We start from the raw sequence: 15,902 nt of genomic DNA on the forward strand, positions 1-15,902 counted from the left end.
GTACCGCCTGGATACGTCCCCCGTCCTGTAGATGATCTCCCTGGTCGGCGGGGTCGGCATCGGTGGCCGGCGCTCTTCCGCAGCGTGACCGCATCCCATAGCTTGTCCGTCAGTCTCGATGTCGGCCTTGCCTCTCGTCACCTGAACAAAATCGTCCCCATGGGTTTCTATGGGTACTACCGAGCCGCCGATCGCGAGGCGGCACTTGTCCGGCCGGAAGCTTCCCGCATGATCGACGAACCTCACGGGGTTGCCGGGTTCGACGCTGTGGAGACCAAGGAGATCGACCCGTGGGGAACCCTGAACAAGCTCGTGGCGCTCATCGGTGACGTGGACCTTTCCACGGAGCTGGTCGGCATGGTGGCTCTGTATCCCCCACCGGAAGGAGCACCGCAGAGTGAGGAGGAGTGGGACGTCCTGCCGGAGGACTCGCCCTACCTGGATGGACCGGGCATTCAAGGGCTGTCGGTGAACGTGCGTGATCTGCTCACCGACGTTGACGACGCACGCCTGCCGGCGTTGACGGAGCGCTGGGCGGAGATCGAGGAGTTCTCACACTTCACCTCGGTCGACATGGAGTACCTGCTGTCAGTAGCCAAAAATCTTGTCAGGCTGTCCCGCCGTGCGAAGGAGCATGACCAGCTGCTCTACTGCTGGATGTGCCCCTGACCGGGGTGGTCGCCGCTAGATGGGCCAGGCTGGTTGATCGGCTGGTGGAGGGAGCGGTGACAGCGTGATCGATCGCTGCACGGATCTCCGGCCGTGTTTGCCGTGACGTGCAATGATCATGATGACAGGGGAGCCGCGAACGCGCTGCGCACCAGGTCAGAGGTCATGTCATCGAAGAAACGGTCACGAGCTGGGCCGATATTAACGGGCGGACCCTTCGCGACCTGCGCGGCGGACCGGTCTGAACAATCCTGGACACCGCTTGGGGGCGTGAACAGGAGGTCAGGGGTTCGATTCCCGTCGTCGGTTCGTAAAGAGAAAGGCTCCTGAACAGGCGATATGCCGTCAGGGGTCTTCCTGCATCCGGTGCTCAGCCGGTGTCCTCGGCGTCTTCGGGAGCCACTTTGGGAGTCACCGGCCTTTGTCCGCCCAGCAACGCCCCGGAGATCGCCGCCGTCGCCGCGTGCTTCTCACCTTTCACGAGGTGGCCGTAGACGTCCTTGGTGATCGAGATGCTCGCGTGCCCGAGGACCTCGGAGACGACGTGCAGGGGAGTGCCCTGGGCGAGCATGAGCGAGGCTCCCGAGTGCCGCAGCTCGTGCGGGTGCCAGTGCCCGAGGCCGGCCTTGCGCGCCGGCCTGGAGAACAGGTGAGAGAAGGTGTCCGGGGCCGAGAGGCTGCCGAAAGCGGTCGGGAAGATCAGCCCGTGTTCGGTCCAGGACTCACCCGCCCGGAGCCGCTCGGCATTGTGCACGGCCCGGTGCCGCCGGAGGCGTCGACCGGCTCCGGAGCCAGGCGGAGCGTACGGCGTGACTTGGCCCGCAGCTCTGGCGCGGTTCGGCTGGCCTGCGCCAAATGCCGCAAAACACTATGGCGAAGCTGCTGCAACGTTCACCCCGACCATGCGGGCGAGCGTCGCGGTTGGTCGATCAACCTTCGTCGCGGTCGTAGGCGAACTGCAGGCCGGCGGTGCCGCCTGTCTCGATGAACAGCCTCAAGAAATCGTCGACGGTTTCCTTGCGGGACCAGTCGCGTTGAAGTTCGCACAAGAGCTGCACCCACGTGATCAGTCGCGCCCCGGCCTGCTCGGTTCGACGCAGCGCCGTCTCATGGGCGGTCAGCGACGTACCGCCCACGGCGTCTACGACCGGATAGACCTCGTAGCCCTCACGCAGCGCGTCGAGTGTGGGAAACGTCAGGCATGCCTCCGTCCACAGAGCCGTCATCACCAGCTTCTTGCGGCCGGTGGCTTTGACCGCCTCGACGAACTCGCGGTCTTCCCAGGCGTTGATGGATGTGCGGTCGTACGCGGGGAGGTCGCTGAGGACCTGCCGTAGCTGCGGGATCGGGGGTTTGTTGAGTCCGGTCTGGACGTTGACCGTCGAGTGGACGATCGGCAGCCCGTAGGCGCGCGTGATCTTCGCCAGCCCGACGATGTTGTTGACAAGCAGTTGGCGGTCCATCGAGGCGATCGAGTTCACCTGGACCGGTTGGTAATCGATGATGAGAACCGCTGCATTTCTCGGCGTCAGCAGATGATCGGTCTCCGGATCGCGGATGTGCTCGCTGGTCATCGTGGTAGCCCCCTTCGGTGTAAACACCGACGATGCCTGGTCGCGGCATGCCTTCACGGTATACCCGGTGGAACGGGTTCTAGATTTGGAGGCGGCGCCCTCCAGCCCCAGAGGGGATCCCCTGGCCGGGAAAAGCCACCTACTTCAGGGCGCGGCGCCGGTAGGCGGTCCCTCGAGAGCATGATCAGCGGTGCCCGAGCCTGCGGGCATGCGCTGTGAGACCACTGCGGGCTTCGCGGTGTAAGGCCGCGACAGGGAAAACCAGTACGGCGGGTGGGGTTACCGTCACTCTAAGTCGAGAATTTCGACCCCGTGACCGCAATGGCCGCCCCAGCGCAGGGTGCGGCATGAGAAGAGAGGCCGATCATGCCCAAGTACCTGATTCAGGCGACCTACACCGCGGATGGCCTCAAGGGAGTGTTGCAGGACGGCGGCACCGGGCGCCGGCAAGCGGTGGAGCGCATGGCGGAAAGCGTCGGCGGCCGGGTCGAGCAGATGTACTTCGCGTTCGGCGAGACGGACACGTATGTGATCGTCGACCTGCCGAGCAATGCGGCTTCGGCCGCCGTGGGTTTCACGATATCGGCGTCCGGGGCGGTACGGACGAAGACGGCTGTCCTGCTGACGTCGGAGGAGATCGACGACGCCGCTCGGATGGAGGTGGCATACCGGGCTCCTGGCGCGTGACAGCCGGGGGATCGCGGGGAGCGGACGGGTGAATCCGGTACTTCGATCGCGGGCGAGAAGCGGAAGGATCTGATCCGGTGAGCCGAATGTCTCGTACTTTGGGCTGATTGTTTGTGGTGGGGGCTCTCGTACCATGACTTCGTGCACGGCCTTATTCGCTCCGTGTGGCACGAGCCCCGTTCCCCCGACGCGCCACGGCGGGTGTGGCGAGACTGGGTACTCGTAGGGGTGTTGCTGCCGGTCGCGCTGCTCGAAGGAGTGGTGCGGCCGGACATGCCCTCACGGGTCATCTCGGTGAGCCTCGCGGTCGGGTTGGTGCCCACCTTGTTGTGGCGCCGCACCCGGCCGCTGTTGATGGTCGCGATCGCGTTCGGCGTGTCGGGTGTGGCCCAGGTGCTGACGGGTGGTGTCTCGCCCGAGTCCAACACCATGATTTATCTGCTTCTCCTGCCCTATGCGCTGTTCCGGTGGGGGTCCGGGCGAGAGGCGATCGTCGGGTTGGCGATCATTCTCGTCAAAGCCACGTTCTCCGTGGTCGTGGACTATTCCGGTCCGGCCGACACCGCCGCCGCCTTCGCCGTCGTGTTCGCGGTGATCGCCGTGGGAACGGCGTTCCGGTATCGGACGAGGGCGCGGACGCGGGAGCTTGACCAGGTCAAACTGCTCGAACGTGAGCAACTGGCCCGAGACCTGCATGACACCGTCGCCCATCACGTCTCGGCGATGGCGATCCGGGCGCAGGCGGGGTTGGCGACGGCGGCGTCGCGGCCGGACGCCGCCACCGAGGCGTTGCGGGTGATCGAGGCCGAGGCGGCCCAGGCGCTCGCCGAGATGCGCGCCATGGTTCACGTCCTCCGCCGGAACGCGCCCGCGGACCTGACGCCTGGGCGGAGCATCGCCGATCTCTCCCAGCTCGAAAGCCCGGGACGATCCGGCCCGTCCGTCCAGGTGGAGATCGAGGGCGACACCGCCGGCCTCTCCCCTTCCGTCGAGGCCGCGATCTACCGCCTCGCCCAGGAGTCGGTCACCAACGCCCGGCGCCACGCGCGGCACGCCACCCGCGTCCTGGTCCGGGTCAGCGCCGACGACACGTCGGTCCGTCTGCGCGTGAGCGATGACGGCGATCCCGTTCGCCCCGCGGGGACACCCGGTTACGGGATCATCGGCATGATCGAACGGGCTGATCTCCTCGGGGGCACCTGTGCGGCGGGCCCCGATCCCGACCGGGGATGGAGCGTCACCGCCGTGCTGCCGCGTACCGGAGTGGTCGGATGAGCGTCCGTGTGCTGGTCGCCGACGACCAGGAGATCGTCCGTACCGGACTGGTGATGATCCTCGATGCGCAGCCGGGGATCGAGGTGGTCGGCGAGGCCGCCGACGGGCGGCGAGCGGTCGAACTCGCCCGGCGACTCCGACCGGACGTGTGCCTTTTCGACATCCGGATGCCCGTGCTCAACGGCATCGAGGCCACCCGGATGCTAGCCGGGCCCACCGTCGACGACCCCCTCGCCGTCGTGGTCATCACCACCTTCGACCTCGACGAGTACGTCTACGCGGCGCTGCGCGCGGGAGCCCGGGGGTTCCTGCTGAAGAACGCCGGCGCCGAGCTGCTCTCCCAGGCCGTTCACGCCGCGGCGGCCGGTGACGCCCTCATCGCTCCGAGCGTCACCGCCCGCCTGCTCACCGCCTTCGCGCACGCCGGGCCCGCCGCGCCGCCGGTCCGTCCCATCGAGGCGCTCACCGAGCGTGAGGAGCAGATTCTCGTCACGGTGGCCCGGGGGCGTACCAACAGTGAGATCGCTGACGAACTTCACATCTCACTCAGCACCGTCAAGACCCATATCGCCAGCCTGATGGCCAAGCTCGGCGCCCGGAACCGGGTGGAGATCGCCATGTGGGCGTACGAGACCCATCGGGTCAGGAACTAGGGTCTGCGGATGATCCACTCGGCCACGGCGAGGTTGATGACCCATCCGGCGGCCACGAGCAGGGCTCTGGGGGTCTCGCCGAGGGGGCCGACGAGGAGCATCCAGGGGAGCTGGGTGAACGCCTGGGTGCCGGCGGCCACGCCGATCGCGTAGGCGCGGATCATCCAATCGTGGTGGCGGCGGAAATCTCTCCGCCGGACGGCGGCGAAGCCGAGCACGAGGGAGACCGCCATCGCCGTGCCGAACACGAGCCGGAACGCCGCGAGGAGATCGCCGTCGCCTTCCGGGCGAGGATAGAACACGGTCATCCACAGGCCGGAGAGTGCGGCGACGAGTCCGCATACGACGAGAATCCGTCCTGCCATGCGATGCCAGGCCGGCCTCCGGCGACGGAACCTCTTCGCGAACTGGAAGGCGCCCACGATGCCGTAGAGCGACGCTCCGATGACGTGTGACACCACGGGCAGCGGTGTCGCGAAGAATCGCGCGTTGGCGGGGGTGACCGCCGCGCCACCCGCCAGTTCCCCCAAACGCAGCGCACCGGCGACCACCGGAATCACGCTGAGCATGATCAGGCCGGTGGGCACCATCCATCCGGGGACTCTGGCGCCCCGTCCGCCGGGCCGTACCCTCTGGGGCTTGGCGCCCCTCACACCGCTTTCGGTCATGAGGGGATCGTGGCTTCCTCACCCATGTCTGCTCATCGCGCGAAAGGCCCGATTCAGCTCAGCCGATCATCCAGCGATCAGGCGTACTTTCGGCTGATTCGCTGGTCCGGTCGCATTTCTTAGCCTTTCAACTGCCTCCGCATTGACTCGCATAGGGAGATGGCGATGAAGGCGTTCGTCTCACGCTCGTACGGGCCACCCGATGTCCTGACGCTCACCGAAATCCCCGTCCCCGTTCCTCGCGACGACGAGGTCCTGGTCCGGGTACGTGCCGGCTCCGTCAATCCGTACGACTGGCACAACATGCGCGGCGAGCCGTACCTGGCCCGCCTGATGCCCGGCGGTCTCGCACTCCGCACCCCCAAGATCACCATCCTGGGCGCCGACATCTCCGGCCAGGTCGAATCCGTCGGCGGAAACGTCACGGAATTCCGCCCCGGCGACGACGTCTTCGCCGTCATCAGCGGTGGCGGCTTCGCCGAATATGTCTGCGTCCGCGAATCCGACCTCGCCCCGAAGCCGGAGAACCTCTCGTACGAGGAGGCCGCCGCGGTTCCCATGGCCGCCAACACCGCCCTCCTCGCCCTGCGCGACGAAGGTCATATCCTGCCCGGCCAGCGTGTTCTCATCAACGGCGCGTCCGGTGGGGTCGGCACGTTCGCCGTGCAACTCGCCCGCGCCCTCGGCGCCGAGGTCACCGGCGTCTGCAGCGCCCGGAACGTGGACCTGGTCCACTCCCTCGGCGCGACCAGGGTCATCGACTACACCACCCAGGACTTCACCCGCGAGACCCGGCGCTACGACCTGTTCCTGGACATCGCCGGGAGCCGGCCGGTCTCCGTCTCCCGCCGCACCCTGCACCCCAAGGGGACCTACGTGGTGGTCGGCGGTCCGCCCGGCCGCTGGATACAACCCATGGGCCAGGTGCTCTCCGCCCTGGCGTTGTCCCCCTTCGTCGGCCGGCGGATATCGGTGGCCGACGCCCTCAAGTGCCCCAGCCCCAAACAGAACCTGCAGACGTTGAGCGAGTTCCTGAACGACAAACGAGTGATCCCGGTCATCGACCGTCACTATCCCTTCGAGGAGATCCCCAGGGCGATCGGCTACCTGGAGGAGGGCCACGTCCCCGGCAAGGTCGTCATCTCCTTCTGAGCGGTGTCCTCACCGGAGGCGCCCCACGTGACGCCGGCCTCCGGCGTGGACCGGGGAGCGCGGGCGGCGAGCGCGAGCAGCTCGTCGACCGACCACTGGTCGTAGGCGTGGCGGCCGAGCTTGGCGGCCGGCACCCGGCCGTCACCGGCGATCAGGAAGTCGCCGGGAAGGCCGAGTCGTCCGCCCTGGAACGACTCGTCGTCGATCTGGTCCTGTCCCAGGTGGACACCGCCCCGCCCGATCCCGCCGCGCCCTGGACCGGCCGGGTGGCCGCCATGGTCCGACGGCTGCGCGACGCCGCGGGAACGCATCCATCGGTGATTCCCCTGATCGTCGTCCACCGGCACCGGTCCGAGCGGCTGCTGGGATGGTCGGAGACGCTCGTCGGAATCCTCAAGGAGGCGGGCCTCGACGGGCCTCGGCGGGTGGTCGCGCTGCGCTGCCTGCTCGCCTACGTCATCGGAGCGCTTCAGCTCGACCACCTCGGCCCGCTGGCCGGCCCCGGTACGAGCGTCATCGCCGACCTGCCGGAGTTCCCCCTCATGGCCGAGACCGCCCGGGAGGCCCGCGGCGTCGACGCCGAGGCCGAGTTCGATGACGGCCTGGCCGCCATACTGCGCGGAATGGAGTGCGGCCACAGACCCTGAACGGCCAGGTCGATCGTTCTCCGGTCGGCGCACCCGCCTGTCGCCGCTGTGGGCAAACGGGATCCTCTCCCCACACAGGATGCGGCCGGAGCCGGCGGCGGCCATCCCGATGGCGCTTCGCGGGGCCGGTACTCCGGCGCCCCGTCCAAGTTCACCCGCCGGTTGCCCGCGATGGCCGGCGCATGGCCGATCCGGCGGTGCTCCAGCAGGGCGCGCAGGCGCGGGCCCGGCCGTACCGGATGCGAAGGGCCGCTCTCTGCCGGTCCGGTGACGCCCGGCGTCATCGGTGATCATCCGCCGGTCCGGGACGGCCGGTTCGAGGGCGTCGCCGTCCGGAGCCTCAGCGGATCCGGCATCAGCTGTAAATGGCATAAATCCTCCTTTGATGCTTACGTCTGTAAAGATCAGCCCATCTGTGCTTCTATCGCATTTAATCGAATATAGATACATATAATTAGAATGTGCTGTCAGCGAGATCTCCTGTCGGAACGGCGGCCTCGAACACCGAGCTTGATCCGGGTTCACGAGAAAAACTCACGAGGCATTCGGCAACTGATATCAGGAGGACATCTATCCGTCTCAAGGGCCATGCGTAACTGTGGCCGGAATCTGCCACTCCACCTGTGCCCCGGGTCTTGCGCCCCTCCTGTCATCAATGATTAGGTCAACTGCATGACGGGTGTTCCAACGTATGCGTCGGGCGAAATGCAGGCTGAATCGATCGTGATTCGTCCACGACGGGTTACCCCCAGATCATGATCGTCGGCGATGTCGTCGCCGGACCGACCCGATCTGCTTGAACAGGATGTGAGCAGGGCGAAGGCGTCCTCTCATGTCGTCTCCCGTTGTTGCCGATCGACGTTGTCTCTCGAAGTTGGACCGTTCCAAATAGCCGCGACGACCCGGTGGTACGAATTCCGCCCCGTGCCCCCGAGTGTCGAGGTCTCTTTTTGCTCGACGCACCATCGCAGATCACGCACTCACTCGCGAGAACCTTCATTTGATCGACCGGGAGTCCGGTTCGCCGCGTGCGAATTCTCTCCCGGGCCCGACCAGGTGAGCGTTCTCAACTCCGGACCATTTGGAGTACCCTCCGTGACGAGTTCACTTTCCGATGGCCAGAGCCCCCTTCCGGAGCCGGCGACCGGCGAAGGCTCCCGGTCACCCACGCCGGGTCTCACCGCGGCCTTCGACCCCGGACGTTTCCACGACGGCGCCGCGGGCATCGTCAGCCGCCTGACGACGTACCTGGGCGACCGGTCGGTCCGGGGGCTCGACCTCCTCGATCCGGCGGTGCTGATGAAGGCCGCGCGGGCGCTGATGACCCCGGAACGGCAGCGCATCGCCGACTTCGACGCCGACCGGGTGAACCAGATCGTCGACCTGTACACGGGGACCGGCATCCCGGTCTACTCACCCGGCTACATGGGACGGCAGTTCTCCGGCGTGGTGCCGCTGGCCGGTCTCATCGACCTGGTCGGCTCGGTGGTCAACCAGCCCTCCTCCTTCTACGAGGCCGGGCAGCTCCCCAACGTCGCCGAGCGGCTCATGGCCGAGGAGCTCAACCGGTTCATCGGCTGGGACAGCGACCGGTTCGCCATGGTGACGACCTCGGGGGGCTCCCTGGCCAACCTGACCGCGCTGCTGGCCGCCCGCAACCGCGCCTTCCCGCAGATCTGGACGCGTGGCGCCGGCAGCGTGCCGGGTTCCCCGGCCATCGCGATCAGCGAGGAGGCCCACTACAGCGTGACCCGGGCGGCCGGGGTGCTCGGCATCGGGGAACGGCAGCTCGTCCGGCTCCCGGTCGACCGGGGCGGGCGGATCCGCCCCGATACGGCCGGCCCGGCGCTGGACGAGGCGCGCCGGCGCGGTCTGCGACCGTTCTGCCTGGTGGCCTCGGCCGGGACCACGTCGATGGGCGCCTTCGACCCGCTGGAGGAGCTCGCGGCCGTGGCACGCCGGTATGGGCTCTGGCTCCATGTGGACGGGGCGCACGGGGCGAGCCTGCTGCTGTCGGACCGGCACCGGGGCAGGCTGCGCGGCATCGAGCAGGCTGACTCGCTGACCTGGGACGCCCACAAGATGCTGTTCATGCCGGCGCCGTGCACGCTGCTCTTCTACCGCGACGGCGCGACGGCGCGCGGTGCGTTCCGGCAGCGCGCCAGTTACGTCTTCGACGAGGAACCGGACGTCTACAGCGCCTACGACAGCGCGGACAAGAACCTCGAGTGCACGAAACGCCCGATGATCATGCCGCTCTGGGCGGTCTGGTCGGTCTACGGCCCGGCGCTGTTCGCGCAGAAGATCGACCGGCTGTGCGCGGTGGCCCGGCAGGCGTACCGGATGCTCGCCGACGAGCCGGACTTCGCGGTGGCACACGAGCCGGAGTCCAACATCCTGTGCTTCCGGTACCGGCCGGACGGCCTGGAACCGGCGACCGTACACCGCCTGCAGCTGGAGATCCGCAACCGGATCCGGGGCGGCGGGCGCTTCTTCATCTCCAAGGTCGACATCGACGGGGTGGCGGCGCTGCGCGTGGTGGTGATGAACCACCTGATCGACGCCGACCACCTGGCCATGCTCATCGCCGAGATCAGGGACATCGGGCAACGGGTGCTGCGCGAGAGCGTCGCGGCCCGGCCCGGCCAACGGAACGGGAGTCATTCATGACCATGACGAGTTCGGACGTCACCGCCCCGGCGGAGCTGGCGGCACGGCTGATCCCCGAGGAGGAACTGCGGCCCCGCTCGGTGGACGACGTCATCCGGCTGCCGTCGTTCGCGGAGAAACTGGAGGAGTGCGGGCGGCTCACCGGAACCCCGTACTGCGAGTCCCCGCTCGACCTCCAGAACGCGCTGGTGTTCCGCCGGCTTCAGCAGCTCGTCGGCGTCGCCCTGCTCAACCCGCTGTGGCGCGAGCGGCTGCACTACTTCGGGATCCGCAGCGCCCCCGCCGACATGTCCGAGTGGGAGCGGATCCCCCTCTCGGACAAGACCGTGCAGCGGGACATGTTCATGGGCGCCCGGGCCGGGATGGTCGTGCCGCTCGAACACGGCGGATTCGAGGTGGTGGCCAGCGGCGGCACCGGTGACGGCATGCCCCTGGAGATCGTGTACTCCCTGCGGGAGCTGCGCGACACCTACCGCATCGCCGGGGCGTTCATGGGGGCCTACCAGCTCGGCCGCTACCTGCGCGGCCCCGCGCCGCGCTGGCTGTTCACCACCTTGGCCGACTACCAGATGTGGAGCAGCGGGACCATGGTCGGCGGCGTCCTGTCCCAGGTCCCGGGGGTCAACTACATCGGCGCGGGACCGGTGAGCGCGCCGGTGCTGGAGCACATGTTCTCCTACCCCGGCCACAAGGCGCTGATGGGCATCACCGCCGGCATCGCGCTCCTGCCCGAGCTGGGCGCGGGACTGTCCCCGCAGGCCAGGGCGAGCTTCCGGGTCGCCATGTACGGCAGCGGCTCCCTGCCGCAGCGCAAGCGCGACGAGCTGCAGGCCTTCTTCCCCAACGTGTCGATCCTCAGCTACTTCGCCGCGACCCAGGCCGAGTGCGTCGGGCTCCAGCTCGACCACACCTCGCCGGCGCTGTCCGCCGTGCCGGGGCTGCACCTGGTGGAGATCGTGGACGAGCACGGCCGTGCCGTCGCCGAAGGCGAGGAGGGCGAGCTGGTCGTCACCCGGCTGCACGCCGGCGAGACGCCGCTGCTCCGGCTCAAGCTCGGCGACCGGATGATCCGCCGCCCCGCACTGAACGGACCCGGGCTGCGCACCGAGCGGTTCGAGTTCGCCGGGCGCACCGCCGACGTGCTGCACCTCAACGACAGCCAGTACTCGGCGACGCTGGCCTACGCGGCCCTGCGCGGGCGGCTGCGCTCGACGACCGGCGTCGACCTGGACCTGGTCGCGCACGAGGTCCAGTTCCACAACCACCGTGAGGACCGGACCCTCACCCTGCTCGCGGCGGTGGACGATGCCGAGGGCACGGCCGCGGCCGTCGAGCACGCCCTCGGCCCGAGCGGGACGCGGAATCTGTTCGTCCACGCGCTGCCGAGCTCCCTGTCGCTCTTCAACGACCGGGAGGCCAACGCTGCGGCCATCGAGCAGACCGGATACGGGTTCCGGCTGGTGTTCGTGCCGCGCTCCTCACCACAGATCGAGCGGACCACCGTCGGCAAGACACCGCTGGTCAGGGATCGGGGCTGAGCGCGTGGTGGCCCGTACGCCCGAATGACACCCGACAAGGGAGGAACGATGAAACAGAGGATCAGCATCGTCGTGATGGTCGACGCGGTCGGGGCGTTGTCCGACCGGACGCTGCACAACGGCAACCTCTCGCTGGTCGACGACAGTTCGGCAGGAAGCATGCACCAGGGGACCCCCGACCTCGTCACGGCGGTGGTCCCGGGACAGGTCGTCCACTGGACGCCCATCCACGTGGACGTGCAGACTCCGGTCGAGATCGAGGCCATCGAGTTCCTGTCCGGCGCGACCGTCGCGCCCCCGGCCGGCCAGACCGTGCCGCCGCATCCGGTGGACTCCGCCCCCTTCCCGGCACCCGGCGCCGTGCCCGGGACGGAGGGCGACGCCATGGGTTCCGGCGGCTACGAGAACCACGACCTGCTGGTGTGGGAGGGCATCGTGCCCTACGACATGACGCCCGGTGTCCCGTACCGGTACCGGCTCTCCCTCAAGCTCCACGAGGGATCCAACAGCGTGCTGCACATCGACTCGCCCGCGCTGCTGCGCGTGTGAGCCACGTTCTGCGAAAGGCGGTCTCATGGCCCAGCAACACGGGATCATCGTGCTCTTCGACGTCGAGAACGCGCTCCGGACGCGATCGCTCGACGGCAACACGTACTGGTTCGACAACATGAAGTTCCTCGGCTCGGTCGGGGTGGGCACCGAGCAACTGGTGACGATCGTGCCCGGCACCCATTTCTCCGACGGGTCGCAGGCGACCGAGCAGGTGCTGAACTGGCTGCCCGCGGTGCTGGGAGCGATCCCCCCGACGGTGCCGCGCAACTACCTGGCCGAGCAGGAACGCGCCGACGACCGGCGCACGCTGAGGGAACTGGCCGCGCTCGACGGCGAGGGCGGTGTGAGCGACGCCGACATCAAGCGGCTGCAGCGGCGGGTCGGCAAGCGCGCCCGCAAGTCGGGCGGCGGGCGCGGCCTCACCGAGTCCAAGCTGCTGGACGTCACCGGCAGGACCACGAGTGACTCCGGCGCGTACAACTACCCGGCTCCGGTGATCACCGATATCACCGGACCGGCCGTCGCCGAGAAGATCATGTATCCGGCCCAGTACGGGTCGCCCGACATGATCTACGACGGCTGGTACTGGGCCGCGACCGTGGACACGAGCCGGCCCGGGGTCTACTCGTACACGATGCACGTCCAGCTCCACGAGCTGGTCGAGCGGAACGACGAGCTGGTCTGGGAGTCCGTGGACCTGACCTGCGAGTCCAGTCTCAAGATCACCAACGATCCGAAGCGCAACGGGTTCACCGGCGCCGGGCTGGGCGTGCTCCCCCTTCCGCCCGTCCCGGCCGCAGGCTGACCCGGTCCGAGCCGGAGCATTTTCGAGCGGAGGAGCCGCATGCCCCCGAGGAACAGACAGTCCGAACGCCGGCCCACCCGGCCCGCCCGGCCCGTGACGATCACCGCGGTGGTCGACCCCGTGGCCGCCCTGGCGTCGGAGAACCTGGACGACAACCTCTATCTCTACGACACCAACAAGACCGTGGGGTCCACCGGTTTCGGCACCCCTGAGCTGCACAGCCGGGTGCGCAAGGGCGACACCCTGCTGTGGAACGTGCTCCCGCTGGAGTGCGAGACCTACGTGGCCCTCACCGACATCGAGATCGACCCGCGGATCGCCGAGCCCACGCGGAAGGTGTATCCCGGCACCGACATCGTGTTCTGGACCGCCGAGGTCAAGCAGGACATCACCGAACCGGTCCCGTACCGGCTCTCGTTCCTGCTCGGCACCGTCAGCACGCCGTTCACCCCCACCGCCCGGCCGGCCCTGGCCGGTCCCGCCGACGAGGAAAGGGGAGGCCGATGACCCAGGCGTACGCGGCCACGGACTTCGCCGATCGCGGCCAGCTCAACTCCGTCCAGCTGAACGTGGTGACCCTCGTCGACATGGAGAGGGCCGCCGCGACGAAGTCTCTGGACGGCTGCCTCTACATGATGGACAACAGTGTCGGCGGGGTCGGGCAGGGCACCGACCATCTGGAGACCGTCTGCAAGCAGGGGCAGGTGATCAACTGGATCATCCGCCCGATCGACATGCACCGCCGTCCGGACGGCACCTGGCCTCCGATGCCGAAGATCAACAATCTGGTCTTCCTCGACGTCGAGAAGGGCGACGAGGAGGACGTCGCCGAACGACGGATGATGACCGAGCTCAAGGTCTACGGCGCTCCCGACCGGATGCGCGACCAGTACACCGCCGTCTACTACTACTGGGCCGGGGCGGTGATGAGCGAAGCCCGGCCGGGGCTCTACCGCTACCGGCTCGTCCTGGAGCTGGAGAAGGAGCACGGCACCGACAAGCTGTATCTGAACTCGGTCCGCCACCCCGCCCTGCGGGTACTGCCCGTCTGACGGCCTTCGGGACCGCGCGCGGCGCGGTGAAGGTGGAGGTCATGGTCGCCGGCGGACGGCGGCCATGACCGACCGGCGCGCGGCCCGATCCCGTGGCCGCGGGCACCGCCCGATCGTCATCGGTACGGGTTCGGCGTGTCCGGGATGAGCGGGACCTTGGTGACCTTCCGGTCGGGAAGGGCGAAACGCCAGGTGGTGCACCCGATCGGGGGGTGTTCCGCGCTTCGTTCGGTTAGCGTGATCCGGACGATGCCCGACCGCGTGGCGAACGGAGCCGCCCATGCAGCCCACCATCACCACGATCGGCGGCCCCACGGCCCTGCTGGAGCTCGGCGGGCTGCGGATCCTCACCGATCCGACCTTCGATCCGCCGGGAGATCACCCCGTCGGGCCGCTCACGCTCACCAAGACCATCGGCCCGGCCCTCTCCCACACCGACGTCGGCCAGGTGGATCTGGTGCTGCTCAGCCATGACCAGCATCCCGACAACCTGGACAGGCTGGGGCGCCAGGTGGTGTCCGCCGCGCCGCTGACCCTGAGCACTCCCGAGGCCGCGGAGCGTACCGGCGTCACCCCGATGCACCCCTGGCGGCACCACGACGTCGGCGGGGTCCGCGTCACCGCCGTTCCCGCCCTGCACGGCCCGCCGGGATGCGAGCCCATCGTCGGGCAGGTCACCGGCTTCGTGCTCACCGGCGACGGGCTGCCCACCGTCTACATCAGCGGGGACAACGCCTCGCTGGAGTGCGTGGAACTCATAGCCGGGCGGTTCCCGGCCGTCGACGTCGCGCTGCTGTTCGGCGGTGCCGTCCGCACACCCATGATCGACGAGCGGCTCACCCTGAACGCCGCCGACATGGTGATCGCCGCGCGCCTGCTGAAAGCCCGGTACGTCGTGCCGCTCCACGTCGAGGGCTGGACCCACTTCACCGAGAACCAGTCGGACGTGCGCGCCGCCTTCTCCGAAGCCGGTCTCGACGACCTGCTCGTCTCCCCCGCCCCGGGACGACCGGCTCCTCTGATGCCCGTCCGGTGATCGACCAGGGCGGATGAGGAAGCCGAGATCGGTCCGGCGGGGGCCGGATCAGGAGCGGGGACGGAGCAGGTCACGGATGCGTGCGGCGTAGGCGCGCGGGTGGGTGAGGTTGCCGTTGTGCCCGCCGGGGAACTCCGCCACCTCGGTGCCGATGAGCGCCGCCAGTTCGTGTGCGCATCGGCGGTCGAACACGTGGCGCGGGGTGGTGCGCCCGGCGGCGGGGATGACGCGGGTGGCGGTGTCCTTGAGCCTGGTGACGTCCAGCGTGTCGTCGATGACCGCGCTGAAGTCGTTGCGGATGAAGAAGTCGAAGCCGGCCCGGCGCCGGTCGTCCATCGGGTGCGGGGTGAGTCCCGGCTCGGTCTGCTGTTCGCCGAGCTCGATGCCGAGGACCCCGGCGATCCCGGTGATGGCTTCGGCGAGTCCCCGGTCGCGGTAGAGCCGCTGCAGGTCCGCGAGCTCCCGCCGGTGGTGCTCGCGTTCGGCGAGGGGGAGCAGGGCGGGCGCGACGGGCTCGTGGGCGATGAGCGTGCCGAGCCGGCCGGGGTGGTCGATGGCCACGTGCAGGCCGAGGACCGCGCCGAAGCTGCAGCCGAGCATGTCGGCGGGCGCGTCCGTGACCTCCGCGAGCAGCCGGTGGACGTCGTCGGCGTGCTCGGCCATGGTGGCGCCGGCGTCGGGGGCGTCCAGGACGCTGCGCGACAGGCCGCGCCGGTCGTAGGTGACCACGGTGTGGTCGGCGACGAGCCGATCCACCAGGTCGACCGTACGGCGGGCGTCTCCCTCGCCGCTCTGGGAGATGAGCAGCACCGGGCCGGTGCCGCGGACCTCGTAGTAGAGACGGGCGCCCGGGACGTGGAGGATTCCGTTCATGTCCTGAACGTATCAGACTTGATGCATCTTTTTTGATGTAAATTTGATGGC

18 protein-coding genes are annotated in these 15,902 nt (G+C 68.5%); 13 read left to right on the top strand and 5 right to left on the bottom strand.

Annotated elements, in window-relative coordinates; translation table 11 throughout:
- Positions 1 to 159: 159 nt before the first annotated feature.
- Complete coding sequence (locus ACQP10_RS03225) at positions 160 to 669, top strand: hypothetical protein (RefSeq protein WP_433540848.1); 510 nt, start codon at positions 160 to 162, stop codon at positions 667 to 669.
- A 370-nt stretch (positions 670 to 1,039) separates the two neighbouring features.
- Here ACQP10_RS03225 and ACQP10_RS03230 read toward each other — a convergent pair whose 3' ends face one another.
- Together ACQP10_RS03230 and ACQP10_RS03235 are read right to left on the bottom strand one after the other, a co-directional pair.
- Positions 1,040 to 1,423 (bottom strand): tyrosine-type recombinase/integrase, encoded by a 384-nt coding sequence (locus ACQP10_RS03230; RefSeq protein WP_399498939.1) that lies wholly within the window; start codon positions 1,421 to 1,423, stop codon positions 1,040 to 1,042.
- A gap of 175 nt (positions 1,424 to 1,598) precedes the next feature.
- Positions 1,599 to 2,243, bottom strand: coding sequence for a hydrolase (locus ACQP10_RS03235; protein WP_346017813.1), 645 nt, complete (start codon positions 2,241 to 2,243; stop codon positions 1,599 to 1,601).
- 366 nt (positions 2,244 to 2,609) lie between these two features.
- Here ACQP10_RS03235 and ACQP10_RS03240 point away from each other — a divergent pair, with 366 nt between their 5' ends.
- The 3 genes from ACQP10_RS03240 (at position 2,610) to ACQP10_RS03250 (ending at position 4,858) form a co-directional block, all read left to right on the top strand.
- On the top strand, positions 2,610 to 2,930 hold the full coding sequence (locus ACQP10_RS03240) for a GYD domain-containing protein (RefSeq protein WP_346017812.1): 321 nt from the start codon (positions 2,610 to 2,612) through the stop codon (positions 2,928 to 2,930).
- 228 nt (positions 2,931 to 3,158) lie between these two features.
- Entirely contained in the window at positions 3,159 to 4,205 is a 1,047-nt protein-coding gene (locus ACQP10_RS03245; protein ID WP_399499144.1) for a sensor histidine kinase, read from the top strand.
- Positions 4,202 to 4,858 (top strand): response regulator, encoded by a 657-nt coding sequence (locus ACQP10_RS03250; protein ID WP_179820197.1) that lies wholly within the window; start codon positions 4,202 to 4,204, stop codon positions 4,856 to 4,858. Before ACQP10_RS03245 ends, ACQP10_RS03250 begins: the two co-directional genes overlap by 4 nt.
- Here the strand turns inward: ACQP10_RS03250 and ACQP10_RS03255 are convergent.
- Positions 4,855 to 5,448: a DUF2306 domain-containing protein gene (locus tag ACQP10_RS03255; protein WP_346017810.1), complete on the bottom strand. Its 594-nt coding sequence runs from the start codon at positions 5,446 to 5,448 to the stop codon at positions 4,855 to 4,857. The two genes, ACQP10_RS03250 and ACQP10_RS03255, sit on opposite strands and share 4 nt — an antisense overlap.
- A 243-nt stretch (positions 5,449 to 5,691) precedes the next feature.
- On the opposite strand from ACQP10_RS03255, the gene ACQP10_RS03260 reads away from it, so the two are divergent.
- On the top strand, positions 5,692 to 6,678 hold the full coding sequence (locus ACQP10_RS03260) for an NAD(P)-dependent alcohol dehydrogenase (RefSeq protein ID WP_346017809.1): 987 nt from the start codon (positions 5,692 to 5,694) through the stop codon (positions 6,676 to 6,678).
- Here the strand turns inward: ACQP10_RS03260 and ACQP10_RS03265 are convergent.
- Positions 6,630 to 6,989, bottom strand: coding sequence for a hypothetical protein (locus tag ACQP10_RS03265; protein WP_433541970.1), 360 nt, complete (start codon positions 6,987 to 6,989; stop codon positions 6,630 to 6,632). The genes ACQP10_RS03260 and ACQP10_RS03265 overlap by 49 nt on opposite strands.
- On the opposite strand from ACQP10_RS03265, the gene ACQP10_RS03270 reads away from it, so the two are divergent.
- From ACQP10_RS03270 to ACQP10_RS03305, 8 genes are all read left to right on the top strand, one after another.
- Positions 6,954 to 7,325, top strand: coding sequence for a TetR/AcrR family transcriptional regulator C-terminal domain-containing protein (locus tag ACQP10_RS03270; protein ID WP_433541872.1), 372 nt, complete (start codon positions 6,954 to 6,956; stop codon positions 7,323 to 7,325). The two genes, ACQP10_RS03265 and ACQP10_RS03270, sit on opposite strands and share 36 nt — an antisense overlap.
- Positions 7,326 to 8,420: 1,095 nt before the next feature.
- A complete protein-coding gene (locus tag ACQP10_RS03275; protein WP_433540849.1) occupies positions 8,421 to 9,995 on the top strand; it encodes a pyridoxal phosphate-dependent decarboxylase family protein in 1,575 nt (524 codons plus the stop codon).
- The gene (locus ACQP10_RS03280) at positions 9,992 to 11,533 is read left to right on the top strand and encodes a hypothetical protein (protein WP_346017807.1); all 1,542 of its coding nucleotides are present in this window, start codon (positions 9,992 to 9,994) and stop codon (positions 11,531 to 11,533) included. The genes ACQP10_RS03275 and ACQP10_RS03280 overlap by 4 nt, the downstream gene beginning before the upstream one ends.
- A gap of 48 nt (positions 11,534 to 11,581) precedes the next feature.
- A complete protein-coding gene (locus ACQP10_RS03285) occupies positions 11,582 to 12,082 on the top strand; it encodes a hypothetical protein (RefSeq protein ID WP_346017806.1) in 501 nt (166 codons plus the stop codon).
- Between the two features lie 25 nt (positions 12,083 to 12,107).
- Positions 12,108 to 12,890, top strand: coding sequence for a hypothetical protein (locus ACQP10_RS03290; RefSeq protein ID WP_346017805.1), 783 nt, complete (start codon positions 12,108 to 12,110; stop codon positions 12,888 to 12,890).
- Between the two features lie 39 nt (positions 12,891 to 12,929).
- On the top strand, positions 12,930 to 13,397 hold the full coding sequence (locus ACQP10_RS03295; RefSeq protein ID WP_346017804.1) for a hypothetical protein: 468 nt from the start codon (positions 12,930 to 12,932) through the stop codon (positions 13,395 to 13,397).
- Positions 13,394 to 13,942 (top strand): hypothetical protein, encoded by a 549-nt coding sequence (locus ACQP10_RS03300; protein ID WP_179820172.1) that lies wholly within the window; start codon positions 13,394 to 13,396, stop codon positions 13,940 to 13,942. The genes ACQP10_RS03295 and ACQP10_RS03300 overlap by 4 nt, the downstream gene beginning before the upstream one ends.
- A gap of 280 nt (positions 13,943 to 14,222) precedes the next feature.
- Positions 14,223 to 14,978, top strand: coding sequence for an MBL fold metallo-hydrolase (locus tag ACQP10_RS03305; protein WP_433540850.1), 756 nt, complete (start codon positions 14,223 to 14,225; stop codon positions 14,976 to 14,978).
- Between the two features lie 48 nt (positions 14,979 to 15,026).
- On the opposite strand, the gene ACQP10_RS03310 is transcribed toward ACQP10_RS03305, so the two are convergent.
- Entirely contained in the window at positions 15,027 to 15,851 is an 825-nt protein-coding gene (locus ACQP10_RS03310) for an alpha/beta fold hydrolase (protein ID WP_346017802.1), read from the bottom strand.
- Positions 15,852 to 15,902 lie beyond the last annotated feature (51 nt).

The organism is Streptosporangium sandarakinum (genome assembly GCF_050942225.1).
GTDB classification, from domain to species: domain Bacteria; phylum Actinomycetota; class Actinomycetes; order Streptosporangiales; family Streptosporangiaceae; genus Streptosporangium; species Streptosporangium nondiastaticum.